The sequence below is a fragment of the Pseudoalteromonas sp. M8 genome (genome assembly GCF_018141365.1).
GTDB lineage: Bacteria > Pseudomonadota > Gammaproteobacteria > Enterobacterales > Alteromonadaceae > Pseudoalteromonas.
The window spans coordinates 2,209,332-2,228,103 of the sequence record NZ_CP047240.1; the positions used below are offsets into that span (position 1 = coordinate 2,209,332).

Sequence of the window (18,772 nt, forward strand, 5' to 3'; positions counted from 1 at the left end):
GTTGCTCAAATTTTGACAGATAAGAAATGTGAGACTAAAGTAACATATAAGACAAATGAGACGGGGCGAAAAATGCAAGCGATCACAGAAAACACACAGTCATTGCAATATCTCACTTTTCAGTCAAGACAGGATTGCTATGCAATTGAGATCCTGTCAATAAAGGAGATTATTGAATTGGGCTCCGTGACAAAAGTCCCTTTGATGCCTGAGTTTATTAAAGGAGTGATTAATTTAAGAGGCTCAGTCGTACCCGTTATCGATCTGTCAGCTCGGCTTTGTGGAGAAGTAATAGAAGTTGGCAGACGAACCTGCATTATCATTTGTGAATTCAGTATTTCTGACAACCTCATTGAGATGGGTGTCATTGTTGACGGCGTTAATGAAGTCATAGAAGTTGACGCAAAAGATCTAACCAACTCACCTCAGTTTGGCGCGCAAATCAGAGCCGACTTCATTGCTTCCATGGTAAGACGCGGAGATGAGCTACTCATCGCGCTAGACCTTGAAAAAGTTCTCTCAGTTGAAGAGATGGCGGAGCTGATAGAGTTAAGCGAGCGTGGTAGTCATCTTGGGGAGTCAGCATAATGCAGATACTTCCAATTAATGAGCTAAAGGCAATCTACAAGTACTACATTAGCGCAGCGGTGTTGCTCAGCCTAGTATTGTCTCTAACGCTATTACTCAGTGTTCGCGTTGATATTTTGTCGCTATCTTCTGTGCTCATCACCAGTGCACTCTTAGCGGTAACGTTAAGGCAGCGTCATTTAACTGCAAAAGTCATTCTTGATTGTGAGGCATTTGCTAGTTATTCGAGTGAGATGCAAGAGCATTGCGAGGTGGAGCAGCACAATACAGAATCTGTTGCCGCGATTTTAGAAACCGTTATTAATCAGGTCTACAGTATTAAAACCTTGGGTAATGACTCGGTTTCTGGGCTGACCTTGCAGTTTTCAGAGCTAAGACAGGCACTAAATAACACGATCGAATCGGCACGAGGTTCTGTAGAAAATTTTGGTGATGATGAACACTGTTTTGCCAAACACAGTCAAGAAGAACTCAATGAAGTCCTGCATAGTTTGCGCGTGGCTCTCGGTTCAAAACTCGAGGTCGTCAATTCCAATCAAGCTGTAAGTCATGCTGCCAAAGAACTAACTGAGCAAACCAAATCCATTCAAAAAATATCAAAAGAGATCACGTTATTGTCACTCAACGCATCAATTGAAGCTGCAAGAGCGGGGGAAGCCGGTCGGGGGTTTGCCGTGGTAGCGGAAAGGGTGCGTGAGCTTTCGGATATTACCTCAGAAGCTGCAGAGCTTATTATTGAAAAGATGAACGGCTTAACCAATGCCGTTGCTGACAATACTGAAAAGCTCACCGAATCACAGGCACAAGACGTTACGCTTATGGATGACGCTGAATTACATATCCGAAAAGTGCTCAATGAGATGGCGACGGTCGCTAATGAGCTGACGCAATCGGTACATGGATTAGATGATACCGCAAGCAAGATAAAAGCGAACGTCGACGACGCGATAACCGATTTTCAATTTCAAGATAGAGTGAGCCAAAAGCTAGAGCACATTTGCAAAGGGCTTACTTCATTAGTCTCACTATACAGGACCGAAGGTGAGCTAGGCGAGGACGGGTTGGCTGCATTACAGCAAGAAATGTTCAACTCTTACACCATGAAAGAAGAAAGGGAATGTCATGTTTCAACCACTGAAAATACGTCTCAACACGACCATGTTGAAGACGAAGTAACATTTTTCTAGGAGGTCTTATGACTAAGAAAATTATGATAGTAGATGATTCAGCTTCAATTCGTCAGGTGGCAAAAATGACACTACTCGCTGAAGGTTATGAAGTCATTGATGCCTGTGATGGTCTCGACGCAATCAACAAACTAGATGACGGCAAAATCAACCTGATCATTAGTGATTTGAATATGCCAAACATGGACGGGCTGAGCTTGTTGAAGAAGGTGAAAGAAATGGGCCAATATCGCTTTACGCCTTTTTTGATGCTAACCACAGAATCGGGCTCGGATTTCGTGAGTCAAGGCAAGCAAGCGGGAGCAAAGGCTTGGATGATAAAGCCGTTTAAACCCGAAAAGCTGATTAATACCGTTTCACGTATTTTGGCGTAGGAGCATAAATATGAGCAACTTAACCATTGTGCTGCCAGAAGTATTGACCATTTATGAAGTGAGCAAAGTGGCAGCAAAATGGCAGCTCATGTTAAGCGATGACACGACGGCGATAGCAATTGACCTTAGCGAGCTGTTGGAGGTGGACGCTGCAGGCTTTCAATTAGTTGTAGCACTCGCACAGTGTTGTACGGAAAAGCCGTTATCTGTGATAGGTGTCGATGAGCATCACTCACCTTGTGCCTTATGGCTACTCAATACCTTAGTTGCATCAAACTGCGCGCAAAGGAGGTAAGATGGTTGATTTATCCGAAATTCAAGCGGTCTTTATTGAAGAAGCCAAGGAGTTGGTACTTCAATTTGAAGAAAGTCTCTTGGCAATGGAGTCTATACTGCCAAATAGTGACGACGAGATCATAAACGAGGCGTTTCGTGCTGCACATACCATAAAAGGCTCAGCCGGTGTTGTTGGCTATGACCATATTGTCGATTTTACGCATTTTGTTGAAGCAACAATGGAGCTTCTTCGTGATCACGCGCTAAATCCTTGCGAAAAACTGATTTCGACTTTGCTCGAATGTAATGACCATATAAATGCGTTAATTAAGTGCTTAGAGTCAAACGAAGATTTTCCTCAGGCGTTGACCGATGCTGAAACTGGGCTGCTAGAAAGTTTAAAGTCATATAGTGGTTTGCAAGACCAAGTCTCAAGTGAGCAAACCGTTGTCGAAAATCAAGAAGCAACGCAGAGCTTTCGAGTCTCAGCGCAGTTTTATAAGGCCTGCATGGTGGATGGTTTTGATCCGCTCTCGATTATTCGCTACATCGAAAGTAAAGGTAGTACGGTAGAAGTAGATTGGCTAATTGATGAGGTACCTGCGCTTAACGCGGTCACACCAGATGAACTAGAATTATGCCATTTTAGAATGCAGCTAGAGATACATCACTCTACGCGAGAAGATATCGATGAAGCATTTGAGTTTATTGCTGCAGAATCACATATTGAGATAGCCCCAATTGAAGATGATAAGCCAACGCCAACACTTGTCAAAACTGATAAACAGCCCACCAAAAATAACAAAGTCAAACCAAAGAATCCCGAGCGAATGATGAAAATACCGGCGCAGAAGCTAGATGAATTAGTCAATGAACTTGGCGAGCTGGTTATCGTGTCTGCGGCACTTGAAGATCACACTAAAACAATACGTGACTCGGCCCTTACTGAAATTGTTGAGCATATTCAACAACTCGTTAGTGATGTGCAAAGCAGTACACTACAACTCAGAATGGTACAGATAGGCGAAACGTTTAATCGCTTTAGCCGTGTAGTGCGCGACACCTCAAAGGAGTTAGAAAAACAGGTTTCTTTAGAAATTATGGGGGCTGAAACCGAACTTGATAAATCAATGGTTGAAAAGATAGTCGACCCCCTTACGCACTTAGTTCGCAATGCCATTGATCATGGTATGGAGTCACCAGCACAACGAGCGGACAGTGGAAAGCCTGAATACGGTACTTTATCACTCAAAGCCTTTCATGATTCAGGCAGTATTGTAATAGAGATCAGTGACGATGGACGCGGGCTAGACAAAGAAAAAATTAAAGAAAAAGCAATTCAGCGTAATCTGATCTCACCTGATACTGAGCTTACCGACAAAGAAATTGCCAACTTAATCTTCGAGCCAGGCTTTTCCACAGCCGAAAAAATATCAAATATCTCGGGACGTGGCGTTGGCATGGATGTGGTGAGAAAAAACATTGAAGCGGTACGTGGAACGGTGAGTGTTGAATCTGTCGAGCACCAAGGTACGTGTTTCCAACTCAGGTTGCCGTTAACCATGGCCATTATCGATGGTTTTATGGTGAGTGTTGCGGATGCTAAGTTCGTCATTCCACTCGATATGGTTACAGAGTGTATTGAACTTCCGCTTGGCAATGGGGCAACTCGTCAAACCGATTACATTAATCTTCGCGGTACGGTGCTGCCATTTATTCATTTGAGTCGTATTTTCGACTTACCAACGAACCCTAAGATCAGACCAAGTATTGTCGTTGTGAAGTACGGTCAGTTGCGAGCAGGCATCGTCGTCGATCAGCTGTTAGGTGAGTTTCAAACGGTCATCAAACCACTCGGTGCGTTATTTGAAAAGATGTCGGGGATCAGTGGCTCAAGTATTTTAGGGTCAGGAGACATTGCGCTCATTCTTGATGTACCAAAGCTTATTCATGATTTTGCTCATGAACCTGAATCTAGAAAATTAGCTAACTCTTAATAAGGGGATACATAATGGGAATTTTACCAGCAATCTTTGACAAACAAGTTACTCAACTGTCGAAGGCAGTCGTAAACGCGATTGAACACTCAGATCTTACCCAAGTAAACCCCGCTTTATATGAAGGGGAAGCCAAAACACTCGCGACCAATATATTAAGTTTGCTTAAAAGTAATGCAGAATTAACGGCTATCGAGACCACAGGCACATTTGCTGCTCTCCTAGATGGTGCTGGTCGGATTGTTCATCAAAGCAATCAATTTACCCAGCTTATTGCAAATAACGCACAAAGTGATGGTGGATATATTACTGATATGCTGTCATTGCACAATAACTTTTCCGAGCTGATAGACAAAGCAACCACTGTTAATATACCTAGTGGATCTTATCAATTAGAAATCATGAAATTAGCACAGCCCATTGCTAACTGTAGTTTCGTGGCTAAATTAATCAGCCAATCGAGTTTGAGCGCTGGAAGTAATAGCGATTTTTATAAGCAAGCCATGGATTACAGTACCGCTTGTATTATGCTGGCTGATGAAAATTACGATATTGTTTATATAAATCGTGCCATGCGAGACATGTTACTCAGGTTAGAAACTGCGATCCAAAGCACGTTACCTACCTTTTGCGTCGACAAACTGGTGGGAGGAAGTATCGACCAGTTCCACCGTAATCCAAGCCACCAGCGCACTATGTTAGCGAGTTTAACCTCTACGCACGTTGCAAAGCTCGGGTTTGGCGAGCACAGCTTGGAGCTCATGATCACCCCCGTATTTGATGAAAGCAATAAGCGTATTTCTACTACGGTTGAGTGGAAAGACGTAACTGATGAAAAGCGCAAAGAGCGCTTGTTAGAAGAAGAGTTTGGTGTTGCCTTCCAAGCGGTAGCTTGCGGGGAATTTGACAGACGCATTGAAGCCAATGAGTTAGAGGGATCGATAGGCAGAATTGCAGAGGCATATAATAAGTCGATGGAAGTGCTGGAATCGGTACTTGAGGACAATTTTGCCGTGCTCAACGCAGTGAGTGAAGGTAACTTATTATTAAAGCCCAAAGTACAAGCACAAGGGCTTTTAGGTGAGCTGGCGCAACGTACAGCCAATCTCACCGATGTGTTAGATACTTTAGCGACCGATATCGTCGAGTTGGTTTCGCAAGCGGTCAAAGGAAACATCCAAAATCGCGCAGACACCTCAAACTATGCCGGCGCATTTAAAACCATGACTGATGGTCTTAACGAGGTATTGGAAGCGACTGAAAAACCGATTCAAGAAATTGCTAACGTCATGGAGGGGTTAAAAGAAGGTCGCCTTGATGTTGAGATTGCAGGAAGCTATTCAGGTGTCTATGACGAGTTGAAGCAAAGCGTCAATAGTACAATCTCCAGTTTAAGTCGCATTATTTGTGATGTTCGTTCTAACTCAGAGTCGCTAGCGCAGGCATCTACCGAAGTCTCTTCTACAGCACAGTCATTGGCACAGAGTGCAAGCGAACAAGCCTCATCAGTTGAAGAGACATCAGCCTCTGTTGAACAAATGACGGCATCCATTGCCCAAAATGCAGAAAACTCCAAAATCACCGACGGTATGGCATCAAAAGCGGCAGGTGAAGCACAAGAAGGCGGTAGCGCCGTGGAAGAGACCGTATCGGCCATGAAACAAATTGCGTCTAAGATAGGTATTGTCGATGACATTGCTTATCAAACGAATCTGTTGGCACTCAACGCTGCCATAGAAGCGGCTCGAGCTGGAGAACATGGTAAAGGGTTTGCTGTGGTGGCTGCAGAAGTCAGAAAGCTTGCTGAGCGTTCTCAATTTGCCGCGCAGGAAATATCTCAGTTAGCATCTGGCTCAGTGAGCAAAGCCGAGCGGGCAGGCAGTCTACTTGCTGAAATCGTACCTGCAATTGGTAAAACCTCTGATTTAGTACAAGAGATCTCCGCAGCGTCAGACGAACAAGCGGCAGGTGTTGGCCAAATCAACGACTCGATGAATCAAATCACCCAGCTAACGCAGCAAAATGCGTCATCGTCAGAAGAACTTGCAGCCACCGCGGAAGAAATGTCCAGTCAAGCAGAGACGCTTACCCAACTCGTCGCCTATTTTAAGATCGGAGACATTGAAAGCCAAAGCAAAATCCGAGTGTTAGAAGGCGGAAAACCGCAAACAGAAGCAAAACCCGTCGCCGAGCGAAAAGAAGTGAGTGCTGGGCAAGCTCGCTCAAAAGAGCACTTTGAACAGTTCTAAGGAGGTGCCATATGATTGGGGACTTTATTAGCGATCAAGAATTTACCTGTATTGCTGACTTCTTCAAAGCCGAATCAGGAATACATCTTAGGGATCATAAAAAGAACTTAGTCTGTGGACGACTAAATCAAAGACTGAGGATTTTAGGATTAAGTAGCTATGGTGAGTACATTGAGTATCTAAAAATACCCAATAACAAAGGTGAGCGAAATATGTGCATCGACTTGCTGACTACCAATGAAACCTATTTCTTCAGAGAGCGTAAACACTTTGAAAAGCTCGCAGAGCTGTTTACCACGTACTACCAAAAGTCTGCACCAGATATTTGGTGTGCGGCTTGCTCTTCTGGCGAGGAAGCATACACCTTGGCCATGTGCACGCAGGAGCATTATGGTCACGGGAATTGGGTGGTGCGTGCCAGCGATATTTCTGAGCGGATGCTGGATTTAGCGAAAAAGGCAATTTACCCCTTACATCGTGCTAAAAACATTCCTGACGAATACCTAAGGAAATACTGTCTAAATGGCGTCGGAGAGAAGACCGGCTATATCATGGTGAATGATGAGCTCTATCATAAAGTTAATTTTTTCAAAAATAATCTACTTGTGCCTTATATCGGTGGTAAAGCTGACATAATATTCCTCCGTAATGCACTGATCTATTTTGAAAAAGATGAAAAGGTAAAAATCCTAGAAAATATTTATAGGGCGATGCCGAAGCAAGGTTTTTTGTTTTTAGGACACTCCGAGAGCTTAAATGGCGTGTATGACAAATTTGAATCAATCGCCCCTGCGGTGTATGCAAAATGTTGATGCCAAACAGAGACGTTGAATCAATATTTTTGCAGCCGGGTAGTTTGGCGATTGAGTCATTTCGTCCAGCAACGCTCAATACCTTGCTGGGGTCCTGTGTTTCATTTGTTTTAGTGTCTAAGCAGCACCAACTAGTTGTTGTGAGTCATATGCTATTGCCAACCACAGAAAAGCCGAATGACGATGAGCCGGCTAAATATGTCGATAAGACTTTTTCGTTGGTTCGCCAATATTTAAAGCGGTTTAGTATCCCTGAGGGTTGTGTGGAGATTAAGCTTTTTGGTGGTGGAGAGATGTTCAAAACGTCTTGTTCAGAGACTGTCGGTATGCGAAACATCGAAATGAGCCATAAGCTGATTGACGATTATGGATTTAGGCTTATTGCGCGTGATGTTGGCGGCCCTTATTATCGGAGAATTCAAGTGGATCTCAAGGACGGCGCTTGCCGGGTAGACCGTTTTCATGTTGCGTTATCGAGCAGGAGAGCAACCTGATGTCGAATAAAATTTCCGTCTATATTATCGATGACTCTGCTGTGGTAAGGCAAACGGTCACTGCGATGTTGGAGTATTCGCCTGAAATCTGCGTGACTAAGGTGTTTAGCAACCCTGTCTTGGCGCAGCCCAGCGTGTTGGCAGAGCCGCCAGATGTAATTATTCTTGATATAGAAATGCCACAGATGGATGGTATTACCTTTTTACGCTGGCTCATGGCCAATAAACCTATCCCCGTGATCATTTGTTCATCGCTAACAACCACAGGTGCTCAATTGTCGGTAGAGGCACTCTCCCTTGGCGCATTTGAAATCTTAACTAAACCAGAGTGTGGCTTAAAATCATTTCTTGAGTCTCAACGCGAGCAATTTATTAAAGTGGTTAAGCAAGCGAGATTCTACAGACCAAAGTCCTCTACGGAAGACATAAGCTGTGCGCCTGCTATCAATGTTGCAATGAGCACTACCAACCTTGCCATTAATACCACTGATAAAGTGGTAGCCATCGGCACTTCGACAGGGGGACGCAAGCGCTTGAGTACATATTTAGTCAATTAGAACCCGAATTGCCTGGTATTGTGGTGGTACAACATATGCCAGCCAACTTCACTAAAGCCTTTGCTCAAAGGCTAAATGATATTTCAAAATTAAAGATTAAGGAGGCTGAGCATAACGAACGCGTACTGGCTAACCATGTGTACATCGCGCCAGGAAGCCATCACCTTCAGCTTGTTCGTCGTGGTGCATTCTATTACACTCAGCTTAAAGATGGGCCGCCAGTGCAGCGCCATAAGCCTTCGGTCAATGTATTGTTTCAATCTGTTGCGAAGCAAGTTAGAAGCAATGCTATCGGATTTATATTAACCGGAATGGGCGCAGATGGTGCATTTGGTTTGTTAGAAATGAAGAAATCGGGGGCGAAGACTTATGCACAAGATGAAAACTCCAGCATTGTATTTGGAATGCCAAAAGAGGCCATTAAGCTAAATGCTCACAGTAAAGAAGTGACTCTAGCGGATGTGCCGATGACAATAACTCAATGTTTTTCATGACGTTACTGTTGGGGTGAGCTCAACTCTTGTTTACGCGATTAAAAGGAAATTAGCTTGAAAGCGACTACATTAACCCGTAATTTTTATCATGGATTGGCTGTAGTTATAGCCATCACTCTATTTGGATGTGCGTCACAAAATAGGACAGTTTTAACACCCACCGAGAAATTGAACGTTGAAGCGTTTCACTGTGGCGAGCAGTGGATGACAGAGGTCGATGATCTTTTAATAAGTGGCGATGGTAGCGGGCATGGTCCTGATCTTGGCAGCCAAGAATGGCAATCGGTCATTGAGTTTAAACTTGGTGTAAGAAGTTACTCGGATAAGCCTGACCGTAGCACGCAGGATTGGTGTCGCTATATTGACGAGCACTTAAAACAACATACCCTACATACGCCTTCATTCGCTTGTAACGAGGTAAGAGCAGGAAGCATGGAAGCCGTTATTTGTGATAGTGCGGCGTTGTCTCGACTGGATCGCAGGCTAAATTCTGTGTATAAAAAAATTGTAAAAGAGCCGCATTCGAAGCAGCTTAAAGCCGAGCAAAGAGGGTGGATAAAAGGGCGCAATGCGTGTTGGAAATCTAGCGATAGCACGCATTGCTTGAAGCAGTCGTATATTCACCGTATTGCCGAGCTTGAGGCTCGTTTTGCATTAGTGACTAGCTCCGGGCATACGACGTATCTCTGTAACGATAAGTTATTATCCGTTTTTTACTATGATACTCAGCCACTAAGCATAGTCGCAGAATTTAATGACAGTGAAAAGCTGATGTTCATCGATAACTCTGCCAGTGATACTCATTACCGCGGTGGCGATTATCACCTTAAAGTACAAAGTAATGTAGCAATATTAACTTGGGGTTATTATCAACAGCCCATCCAGTGCAAAGTTACAGTAGACTAAATTTAGAAGCAGATTAGCGCTTCGAGTTGAAGCGCTAATCACCGGTTGAATGATAGCAAATCTTGTCGAGCATCATGATAATAAACGAGTCGTCTTTTGCTTTTCCTAAGAACTCCATAGCGTTAAATTCAAACGTCCCATCAGATTTGACTTCGTATTGAAGAAGAAAATCAAACTTTTCGCCTTCTTCTTCTACATAACCATCAATATTTATGTAGTTTCTACCCCAATCGCTTGTGAGATAATCCCAAGTGAGTTCGGTAAAAAAATTATTCATAACTTGGCGAAAAGTGTAGTCGCTACACTCTTTAAACGGTGTGTCCTGCATTCGGTCAATTTCTAACTCAGCAGTATAATCGGCATAAGCTACAGATGAGGTGACTAAAAATCCAAGTGCAGCTAGGTTAAGTGAGAGCTGTTTCATCATTTTTCCATTTTTATTTCTGACGCGAAATTAAAGTATATCAAGCAATATGAAATATTTTGTTATTCGAACCAAACTACTTTATTTTTGCCAGTATGTTTAGCCTCATACAAAGCTTTATCAGCATCATTTAAATGTCCTGTAATAGACATTTTTTCCATCTCGGGAAGTACTGCTTTTACACCAATGCTGACCGTGAGATGTATTTTCTCTTCTTCTGACAGAGTAATTTCCAAGTTGGATATAGATTCTCTGATGGTCTCGATCAGTCCGCTAGATGATCCATGTGTGGCATCAAGTAACACAAATGCAAACTCCTCACCTCCCATTCGCGCAGTAAAATCATCACTGCGTAGCGCATCCTTTATGGTGTAAGCAATCAGTTTAATAGCTTTGTCACCAGCATCATGACCGTAGGTATCATTAATAGACTTAAAGTTATCGATATCTACCATACCAATTAAATAGGGGAAGGATATCTCACCAACTTCGGCGGCTTTTTCCATAAAGGCACGTCGGTTGGGCAGGCCTGATAAGGTGTCGGTCATTGCAAGTTCAAGCAGTTTGTTTTCTGCTTCTTGGCGCTCTTTATCGAGTTTAACCGCATAGTATAAACCCGCTAGAGAATCGACCAGTGGTTGTAAGAATTTTGCATCTTCTTCGGTATAGTCAAAAAACTTATTCGCAAGTCCTATCATACCGACCAATTCGCCATTGAGCTTTATCGGCAGCCCTAAAAACTTAGAGATCCTTGGGTGTCCTTTTGGCGTGCCTTTCGACGCAGGGTGCTTGCCTCGTTCATTACTAATGACGGTTTTTCCCGTCAGGATCACTGATCCAAACAGATTATTAAAATCAGTAAAATAGAGATCGTTATCATAATATCTCTGTACCAATTGAGAGCTTAAATCATTCCACTGCATTTCTGAAATGGCATGAATAAAGAGCCTTGGTACACCGGCGGTATGCTCAAGCTCGCCGATCAGCGCAAATTGGCTATCCGCAATGTCGATGAGCTCTTCTAGAATTTCACGGCATGATTTAGACAGATCACCTGTCTTTAAATAGGCTGACTGTGCTTTACTGATAAAAGACAGTAATTGCTTTTGCTTTCGCTCTTGCAACTGTGCTTCCATCCGGTAGGTAATATCCCGGTGAGTACCAGCAAGGCGCAGTGCTCTCCCACTATTATCGCGTTCAACCACTTTGCCATAGGTTTCTATCCACACCCAGTGGCCATCGGCATGTTTCATTCTATAGGACGTGGTGTAGGCATCGGTTAACCCTTGTAGGTGTTTGGCTAGGTCTCTTTCTACGTGACTACGATCGGCTGGATGAATAAGTTGGCGGAAGTAATTAACACTGGTCTCAACGTATTCAAATTCAATTCCAAGCATATCACACCACTTTTTATTAACTTTATTGATATCTGCTGGAATATTCCAATCCCATGTACCTAGCTCCGAGGCTTCTAACAACAGGCGCATCTGTCGGTTCGTCTCATTGAGTTTGTCTTCGGTGTACTTTTGCGCAGTATTTTCGGTAATAAAAGCCTGAATGCTTGTCATTCTGCCGTCGTGGTTAAAGTGCGCCACGGTGATCATACGGATCCAGATCTGTTTTGAGTCTAATGCCATCTCTAGCAAAATTTCAGACGCTTCTAAACCATCCAAGTGGTTTTGTAAGTTAAAATGAAATTTCTCAACACTTGGCTCGGTGAGTAAGTCTTCAAAATGCAATTCCCCGGAGCATAAGTGAAAAGCGTCAATACCAATCACGCGCTCAATATTCGGAGAAACCGTACGAATGCGCAGCCCATTATTGTACTTCCACTTAATTAACACGATTGGTGAAAAGCGAATTAACTCTTGATCTTCGAGGTATAACGAATAGTTTTTTTGTAGCTCTAAAATATTGGTGATAAGACCGCTGATCGTCTCGAGTAAATGAACATCTCGCTCGGCATAGTTTTTCGGTTTGGTATCGATTAAACATACGCCACCGATTGGCTTGCCGTCGAGTCTAAAAGGTACACCCAAGTATGAGCGAATGTAGGGCTCGCCAGTCACGAGCGGGTTATTGGCATAATTTTCATCCAAGGCGGTATCTGGAACAAGCAAAGACCTGTTATGTTTGATTAAGCTCTTACAAAAAGCATCTTGCTCCGGTGTCCTATCGGCTAGGATCCCATGTCTGGCGATCAGATGTTGCCATTGCCCTTCGATTACAGTGACTAAAGTTATTGGTACCTCAAAATAATCAGATAGGGAGGTAAGTAGCGTATTGAGGTCGGCGAGCGGAAAGCTTGATTCGACTAAATCTTGTGTTAATTCAACTTTTGCAAAAGTATCCACGCCTACTCTCCATTATTTAAAAATGCAGCAAGTTGAGTGGTGTTACTTTGTATCTCGTGAGGTAGCGCGGTATCGAGTAACTTTTCCAACTGAATTTCTAGCTCTATCTGCTTTCTTGGCAGTAAGGATTGCTCAATGTTATCCAGTACGAATAGATAGTTATGGGTCGGTGATGGTAATATTTTGTAGTTTCTGAAAACTTCTTGAGCTGCAGCTGCCAATTTCGGTGTGGTGAGTTCGCAAGTTGGCAACGCATAGTAAGTGAGAACGGGGTTTATCGAGTAACATAATAGCAGTTCGGTGATAACTTCATAGACGTTAATTTCGTCTGTTACTTCGACTTTTTCTATGGTGATCAGATAGAACTCTTCGTCTTTTGGATTGCTGCGGATCTCACATCTTAAAACACCAAGAGGAGTGTGGTAGATGCCATTACCACTAAAGCATGCCGAGAACTCTGCAAGTATCTGAGATTCTATGTCTTTGCTGAGATTATGCTCTATAACTTGGCCTTCATTATTGATTAATACCCGTGGACAATCACGCTTTTTTAGTTGTTCCTGTAAAACCGTTTTAAAATAATTATTATTGTATACGTCTATTGCTGCATTAACTTCTTCGAGTAATTTGTCGTTCTCCCATGGTTTACACAAAAACTTATGCGCAACCTTGCTATTAATCATATCAATAAGCATATCGGAGTCGGTATAACCGCTAAGAATTAGGCCAATTGCACCAGGGTTTATTTTTTTGGCTCGTTTTAGAAAATCTCCACCATTCATTAGCGGCATTCTAAAATCAGAGATAATAACCTGAACGGGGTGCGTGTCTATGTACTCAAGAGCTTCAAAAGGATTATCAAAACTGACAACCTCTACCGAAGGCAGCCGTATGACTCGCTTTAACGCCTTAAGTATTGACGTTTCATCGTCTAATATCAGTACTTTGTAACTAACTAAAGTATTTGCTTCTGAGTTCATAGAAAAGCTCCAACCAATCTTGGCTCTTTTGATCAAAAAAGGTGTTGATCACCGTCTGATTGACGTCTTTATTAGTGATAGTGTCTATAAGCAACAATAGCTTAGTGGCATTGCAATCTGAGCTACCCGTTTCTAGGGCATTAATGAGCGCATACAATTGATCTGTGATAGCTGACTCGTAGCCAATTAACGTGGCTGTATAAAGGGCGATGTGTAATTTCTCGATATAGCAACTCTGTGGGGAATGACATTGACTTTCGGTTATAAGCTGAGATATTTCTGAGCCGAGCTCACCTAGAAATAATAAGGATTGAAGAAAAACAACACGCTCAGAGTCAATTGATGCGTCATGTAGCTTGTGTACCAATTCCTTAAGTAACTTGACCTTTTTAAAGTTAATATCGCTTAACTGCTCACAGTTCGCGATATCATATCTGGCTGCGACCATATTGTGATAACACACAGAGACAATAATTGCAGACACTAAATCTACACCGAGCGTCTTAATCGCGGTAGAGAGGGAGTATTGCTTCGTCGATAATCCCACATAAGCACTGTTACACAGGTGGAATAATTTAGCTTGAATGAGCACCTCTTGTTCTAGCATCGCTTCAAGCTTATGAAAATCTAAATCAATGTCTTCAATTTTACTTAGCAAGATAGGCAATTCGTTTTCAATGAAAGTTTCATTTAACGCACGCTTTATTGCTTCTCTTAAAGGCAGCTCATTGAGTCGATAAAAAGCGGTGATAACCTCATCGAATTCTTCTCTTCGAAATGGCTTAGCGATGATAAAGGTCGCAGAAATTGAAGATTTGCACAGTACCTTGCCCGTGGTATCGCCCGTTAATAACACGGTGAGGACTTGCGGATAACGGCGTCTAACGATATTGATTAATTCAACACCGTTAATCGATGGCATAAGGTAGTCACTCACAAAGATGTCTATGCTCGCTAACGTATCTAGGGATTCTATGAATTGTTTAGGTGATGAAAAGGTCAGTATCTCAGCGCCTTCCATGCTGATTTTGAAGTGGCGGTGGAGCGACTTCAACATTAACTCATCATCATCAACGAGCACAATCCGTGGCACTTGGCTTTTAATAGACATAGTGAGTAAACTCCTCAAGCAAAACAGGTTTTCCGATGAGATATCCTTGTACTTCATCACATTTTAACTGTTCTAGAATTTCAAGCTGTTCCACGGTTTCTATACCTTCAGCGACAACTTTTAATTCAAGGTCGTGAACTAATCGAATAACATTTTGGACAAGATCTCGAGCTGATTTTGAACTGTCGATATTTTCAATCAGGCTTTTGTCAATTTTGATAACATCCACTGGCAATTTTGAAATATAGCCCAGTGAGGAATATCCCGTACCAAAGTCATCGATGGCAATGGAGAATCCGATTTCTTTTAATTGTAGTAATTTAGTTTTAGCTTGCTCGAGATTTTCTAAAACAAAGTTCTCGGTGATTTCTAACTCGAATTGCTCGGGTTTGAGCGAATACCTTTCAATAATCGAATACATGGTTTGTACAAAGCAGGGATCGGAAAGTTGATAAGGTGAAACATTCACTGCAACTTTTTGGATCTCAAGTTCTTCCTTTTGCCATTCACACAGTGCGATACACGCCTGCTCAAGTACCCAAGTTCCTATTTTGACTATTTGTCCGTCTTTTTCTGCCAACGGAATAAAATAATCTGGTGAGTTAGCGCCAAACTGGGTGTTCTTCCAGCGAATTAACACTTCGCAACTATTGATTGAATGTTCATTTAAATTAAGCTTAGGCTGGAACCTTAGATAAAACTCATCATTATCAACGGCGTTAAATAATGCCTCAGAGACTTTATGCTCGTTTAGCTTTTCTGAAAGCAGTGATTGCGAATAACGCATATAGAAGTCAGTGCGAGACTCGCAAACAAATTGGGTATAGATAACTAAGCTGTCTATTGCTTCCGATAGTGGTTGCTCAGGCTCAATCATGGTGTACGAGACAGAGAACTTGATTTGGATATTTTTGCGAATGAAAAATTGTTTAATTGAGTTGATTAACTCATCTAAAAATTTGTGTACCTCAATTTCACTTTGTACTGAATCTAGCCAGAAAATAGCTTGGTCAAAGCTGATTTCAAGCATCGAAAAATGAGTCGCTTCGCTCAGTAGAGCATGATCTATGATTTTTTTAAACGTATCTGAATATATTGGGGTATTAGAAATAATATTCTTAACCAACAAGTCTCGAATTTTCAGGCAGATCATGACAGAGTTATCGGTGCGATTGATATGTTCGAGAAAGCCCAGTTTGCTCTGATAAAAGTTAGGATATTTATCCTGCTCGCTGGAGAGGGGTTTAATGATAAGTAGGTAGCTGGATTCTGTTTTTAGCTTGAGCTCAACTTGACATAACACCCCAGAGCTTTTTAATGTTGCAATTCTGCGCTCAGTAAAATCATCAAGGCATTTATCACTTTCAAAATTAAACAGTTGAAAGAAGTTGCCTTTATTGACCTCGTTCAACACTAATTCCGTGTAAGCGTAATTACAGTCAATGATATTACCTATGGTATTAACTTCGACTAAAGGTGCATTATTGTTACGCAATATCTGGGTTTTTAACTCGTTTTTGTGATGGTTTGTGAGTGCCGCTTCTATCGTAGTGTACAGTTCTTCGTTATTCCAAGGCTTGGATAAAAACTTAAAGGTGTTATTCGCGTTGATCAGCGACTTCATATCGTCATAATCAGCTTGCCCACTGAGCACGATGCATTCAATACTGGGATCATGCTTTTTCACTTCTTGGATAAGCTCTTGGCCATTCATGTTGGGCATTCTGAAATCAGTAATAAGCACATGCGGTTTGTGCTCTTGTATTAAACCGAGCGCTTGTCTTGGGTCATCGGTATATACCACTTCATAATGCTGTAAACGCAGAGTGCGCTTAAGCGACTTTAGAATATCAATTTCATCATCAACCAACATGATAGGTGCATTCATAGCTACCCCTGTATTAGCGCATTAATTTTTTCTAACAGAATAGAGTTATCAAACGGTTTAGAAAGGGCATCGTTGGCGCCCATCGTTTTGGCCTTTTCAAGTTCTACATCATTTAGCGCAGAGATCACCAAAATCTTAATCGCTTTAAATTCTTCTTTTTCGCGGATAAATGAGATCACTTGAAAGCCATCCATTCCCGGCATGGAAAGATCGAGCGTGATTAAACTTGGTTTAAACTCAGAGATGGCAATGCCTGCCATAAAGCCATCCCCAGCTTCTTGTATCAAATAATCGTTGCCTATCACTCGTCTTATCGCTTTTCTATATTGGGGCTCGTCATCAATGATAAGCACCTTAGCTAAATCCCGTTCTTTATCAGAGTGTAGACCACTTTCTGCGATTTGATAGTCGCTAATAAAGTCTTGCGAAAGGGGGATTTTGTGCTTGTTTAAAAAGGATAAAAAGTCTTCAAGTAAGACACGGTAGTTACCGCGTCCAGGAAGCTTATGACCTTTTAATTCGCCATTGGCAATCCAACGACTTACACTGCGTTGGTGTACGTTACAGTAGCTGGCGATTTCGCTTGGTTTAAGTGTTTGCATAGTCTTATTGCTTTAATTCTCTTACATATTGGTATAGCACAAGAAAACTAATAAGACAAAAGCGACATTAGAGACAAAGAAAATAGAGTATGTTTGTGAGCTAAAGGTATCAAGGCGGGGAGCCTTGATACGATCATGGATATATAAACCTATAACACCATCGCGGCTATCCAGCCGAAGCAGAGTAGTGGGATGTTGAAGTGAATGAATGTTGGCACCACGGAATCCCATATGTGATCGTGCTGGCCGTCGGCATTTAAGCCAGAAGTGGGTCCAAGTGTGGAATCTGATGCAGGAGAGCCCGCGTCGCCTAATGCACCTGCGGTTCCCACCAAAGCGGCGGTAGCCATAGCGGAAAAGCCAACCTCTAGAGACAAAGGTACAAATAGCGTGGCAATGATTGGCACGGTTGAAAATGAACTGCCAATTCCCATGGTAATAAGTAATCCAACAAGCAAAATCATCGCAGCGGCAAGAGGTTTATTATCGCCAACAAAATCGGCACAACTTGCTACTAAACTTGCCACATCGCCCGTTGCTTTCATGACAGAAGCAAAGCCTTGAGCAGAGATCATGATAAAACCTATCATTGCCATCATTGCCACACCTTTACTGAAAACATCGGAGTTTTGCTCCCATTTCACAATGCCAAAGAGGCTAAAAATCATCACGCCAACGAGCCCACCTAATATCATTGAGCCACTGTTATTTTGTGCAATGAGAGAAGCCAGCACCGCAGCACCGCCGACGATCATGACTTTAGTTGCTTCTTGGCCTTCAGGTACAGTGTTTGACTGAGTACTTTGCTGTTGACTCACTTCATAATCTCGCTTTTTACGATAAGTAATGAAAACGGCAACCAACAGTCCTATCAACATACCAAGCGCTGGGATCACCATAGCGTATGGCACGTCGAACTTAACCAATTCTAAACCATTATCTACAAGGTTTTTATGCAAAATAGAGTAAAGGTAAATGCCACCGAATCCATATGGCAACACCATATAACTGGTCGCTAAGCCAAACGTTAAAATACACGCAATCGCACGGCGGTCTATCGTCAGCTTGTTCAGTACGACTAATAGCGGTGGAATGAGGATCGGAATAAACGCAATATGGACAGGCACAAGGTTTTGCGAGGCAATCGAGCAAGCCAAGATGATGACCATTATAAACATGCTTAAAAACGTTGAACCTTCGCTATCATTGGCATTAACCAATTTGAGCAGCTTTTGCGCGAGGATTTGAGTTAAGCCAGACTTTGAAATAGCAACTGCAAACCCACCTAACATGGCATAGCTTAAGGCTATTTCTGCGCCGCCAGATAGCCCATCATTAAAGGCGTTTAAGGTTGTCTTCAAATCTAAACCGGCCACTAAGCCCGCAGCTATTGCACTAACTGTCATGGCGACAATTACATTTATTCTAAAGAGGGTTAACCCCAGCATGAGCAAGACGCCCAAAATAACAGCATTCATA

The 18,772-nt window shown here is 42.5% G+C and carries 18 protein-coding genes; 11 read left to right on the forward strand and 7 right to left on the reverse strand.

What is annotated here, in order from left to right:
• Nucleotides 1–72: 72 nt before the first annotated feature.
• From GSF13_RS14600 to GSF13_RS14645, 11 genes are read left to right on the forward strand one after another with little or no spacing between them, the layout of a single operon-like run.
• Nucleotides 73–588 carry a chemotaxis protein CheW gene (locus GSF13_RS14600; protein WP_010604740.1) on the forward strand — a complete coding sequence of 172 codons (516 nt, stop codon included), beginning with the start codon at nt 73–75 and terminating at the stop codon, nt 586–588.
• Nucleotides 588–1,775, forward strand: coding sequence for a methyl-accepting chemotaxis protein (locus GSF13_RS14605; protein WP_193522450.1), 1,188 nt, complete (start codon nt 588–590; stop codon nt 1,773–1,775). The genes GSF13_RS14600 and GSF13_RS14605 overlap by 1 nt, the downstream gene beginning before the upstream one ends.
• Nucleotides 1,776–1,783: 8 nt before the next feature.
• Nucleotides 1,784–2,149, forward strand: a complete 366-nt coding sequence (locus tag GSF13_RS14610; protein WP_010372802.1) for a response regulator — start codon at nt 1,784–1,786, stop codon at nt 2,147–2,149.
• A gap of 10 nt (nt 2,150–2,159) precedes the next feature.
• Entirely contained in the window at nt 2,160–2,444 is a 285-nt protein-coding gene (locus GSF13_RS14615) for an STAS domain-containing protein (RefSeq protein ID WP_010604743.1), read from the forward strand.
• Nucleotide 2,445: 1 nt separating this feature from the next.
• A complete protein-coding gene (locus GSF13_RS14620) occupies nt 2,446–4,422 on the forward strand; it encodes a chemotaxis protein CheA (protein ID WP_211866001.1) in 1,977 nt (658 codons plus the stop codon).
• 14 nt (nt 4,423–4,436) lie between these two features.
• Nucleotides 4,437–6,671 (forward strand): methyl-accepting chemotaxis protein, encoded by a 2,235-nt coding sequence (locus GSF13_RS14625; RefSeq protein ID WP_211866003.1) that lies wholly within the window; start codon nt 4,437–4,439, stop codon nt 6,669–6,671.
• A gap of 11 nt (nt 6,672–6,682) precedes the next feature.
• Complete coding sequence (locus tag GSF13_RS14630) at nt 6,683–7,483, forward strand: CheR family methyltransferase (RefSeq protein WP_010604746.1); 801 nt, start codon at nt 6,683–6,685, stop codon at nt 7,481–7,483.
• Complete coding sequence (locus GSF13_RS14635; protein WP_227387129.1) at nt 7,477–7,977, forward strand: chemotaxis protein CheD; 501 nt, start codon at nt 7,477–7,479, stop codon at nt 7,975–7,977. Before GSF13_RS14630 ends, GSF13_RS14635 begins: the two co-directional genes overlap by 7 nt.
• On the forward strand, nt 7,977–8,534 hold the full coding sequence (locus tag GSF13_RS24750) for a response regulator (RefSeq protein WP_249122674.1): 558 nt from the start codon (nt 7,977–7,979) through the stop codon (nt 8,532–8,534). Before GSF13_RS14635 ends, GSF13_RS24750 begins: the two co-directional genes overlap by 1 nt.
• 23 nt (nt 8,535–8,557) lie before the next feature.
• A complete protein-coding gene (locus GSF13_RS24755; RefSeq protein ID WP_249122795.1) occupies nt 8,558–9,028 on the forward strand; it encodes a CheB methylesterase domain-containing protein in 471 nt (156 codons plus the stop codon).
• Between the two features lie 54 nt (nt 9,029–9,082).
• Nucleotides 9,083–9,934, forward strand: a complete 852-nt coding sequence (locus GSF13_RS14645; RefSeq protein WP_206472930.1) for a lysozyme inhibitor LprI family protein — start codon at nt 9,083–9,085, stop codon at nt 9,932–9,934.
• A 34-nt stretch (nt 9,935–9,968) separates the two neighbouring features.
• On the opposite strand, the gene GSF13_RS14650 is transcribed toward GSF13_RS14645, so the two are convergent.
• The 7 genes from GSF13_RS14650 to GSF13_RS14680 form a co-directional block, all read right to left on the reverse strand.
• Nucleotides 9,969–10,361, reverse strand: a complete 393-nt coding sequence (locus tag GSF13_RS14650; protein ID WP_225739576.1) for a hypothetical protein — start codon at nt 10,359–10,361, stop codon at nt 9,969–9,971.
• A 59-nt stretch (nt 10,362–10,420) separates the two neighbouring features.
• Nucleotides 10,421–12,712 carry a diguanylate cyclase gene (locus tag GSF13_RS14655; protein ID WP_211866005.1) on the reverse strand — a complete coding sequence of 764 codons (2,292 nt, stop codon included), beginning with the start codon at nt 12,710–12,712 and terminating at the stop codon, nt 10,421–10,423.
• 2 nt (nt 12,713–12,714) lie between these two features.
• On the reverse strand, nt 12,715–13,692 hold the full coding sequence (locus GSF13_RS14660; RefSeq protein WP_211866012.1) for a response regulator: 978 nt from the start codon (nt 13,690–13,692) through the stop codon (nt 12,715–12,717).
• The gene (locus GSF13_RS14665) at nt 13,664–14,803 is read right to left on the reverse strand and encodes a response regulator (protein ID WP_211866014.1); all 1,140 of its coding nucleotides are present in this window, start codon (nt 14,801–14,803) and stop codon (nt 13,664–13,666) included. Before GSF13_RS14665 ends, GSF13_RS14660 begins: the two co-directional genes overlap by 29 nt.
• Nucleotides 14,793–16,691: an EAL domain-containing protein gene (locus tag GSF13_RS14670; RefSeq protein ID WP_211866023.1), complete on the reverse strand. Its 1,899-nt coding sequence runs from the start codon at nt 16,689–16,691 to the stop codon at nt 14,793–14,795. The genes GSF13_RS14665 and GSF13_RS14670 overlap by 11 nt, the downstream gene beginning before the upstream one ends.
• 2 nt (nt 16,692–16,693) lie before the next feature.
• A complete protein-coding gene (locus GSF13_RS14675; RefSeq protein WP_206472941.1) occupies nt 16,694–17,293 on the reverse strand; it encodes a response regulator in 600 nt (199 codons plus the stop codon).
• 149 nt (nt 17,294–17,442) lie between these two features.
• Nucleotides 17,443–18,771: a Na+/H+ antiporter family protein gene (locus GSF13_RS14680; RefSeq protein ID WP_010604756.1), complete on the reverse strand. Its 1,329-nt coding sequence runs from the start codon at nt 18,769–18,771 to the stop codon at nt 17,443–17,445.
• Between the last annotated feature and the right edge of the window lies 1 nt (nt 18,772).

Coding starts and splice junctions, on each gene's coding strand:
- GSF13_RS14600 (WP_010604740.1), top strand. CDS start 73: ATGCAAGCGATCACAGAAAACACACAGTCATTGCAATATCTCACTTTT.
- GSF13_RS14605 (WP_193522450.1), top strand. CDS start 588: ATGCAGATACTTCCAATTAATGAGCTAAAGGCAATCTACAAGTACTAC.
- GSF13_RS14610 (WP_010372802.1), top strand. CDS start 1,784: ATGACTAAGAAAATTATGATAGTAGATGATTCAGCTTCAATTCGTCAG.
- GSF13_RS14615 (WP_010604743.1), top strand. CDS start 2,160: ATGAGCAACTTAACCATTGTGCTGCCAGAAGTATTGACCATTTATGAA.
- GSF13_RS14620 (WP_211866001.1), top strand. CDS start 2,446: ATGGTTGATTTATCCGAAATTCAAGCGGTCTTTATTGAAGAAGCCAAG.
- GSF13_RS14625 (WP_211866003.1), top strand. CDS start 4,437: ATGGGAATTTTACCAGCAATCTTTGACAAACAAGTTACTCAACTGTCG.
- GSF13_RS14630 (WP_010604746.1), top strand. CDS start 6,683: ATGATTGGGGACTTTATTAGCGATCAAGAATTTACCTGTATTGCTGAC.
- GSF13_RS14635 (WP_227387129.1), top strand. CDS start 7,477: ATGTTGATGCCAAACAGAGACGTTGAATCAATATTTTTGCAGCCGGGT.
- GSF13_RS24750 (WP_249122674.1), top strand. CDS start 7,977: ATGTCGAATAAAATTTCCGTCTATATTATCGATGACTCTGCTGTGGTA.
- GSF13_RS14650 (WP_225739576.1), bottom strand. CDS start 10,361: ATGATGAAACAGCTCTCACTTAACCTAGCTGCACTTGGATTTTTAGTC.
- GSF13_RS14660 (WP_211866012.1), bottom strand. CDS start 13,692: ATGAACTCAGAAGCAAATACTTTAGTTAGTTACAAAGTACTGATATTA.
- GSF13_RS14665 (WP_211866014.1), bottom strand. CDS start 14,803: ATGTCTATTAAAAGCCAAGTGCCACGGATTGTGCTCGTTGATGATGAT.
- GSF13_RS14670 (WP_211866023.1), bottom strand. CDS start 16,691: ATGAATGCACCTATCATGTTGGTTGATGATGAAATTGATATTCTAAAG.
- GSF13_RS14675 (WP_206472941.1), bottom strand. CDS start 17,293: ATGCAAACACTTAAACCAAGCGAAATCGCCAGCTACTGTAACGTACAC.
- GSF13_RS14680 (WP_010604756.1), bottom strand. CDS start 18,771: ATGAATGCTGTTATTTTGGGCGTCTTGCTCATGCTGGGGTTAACCCTC.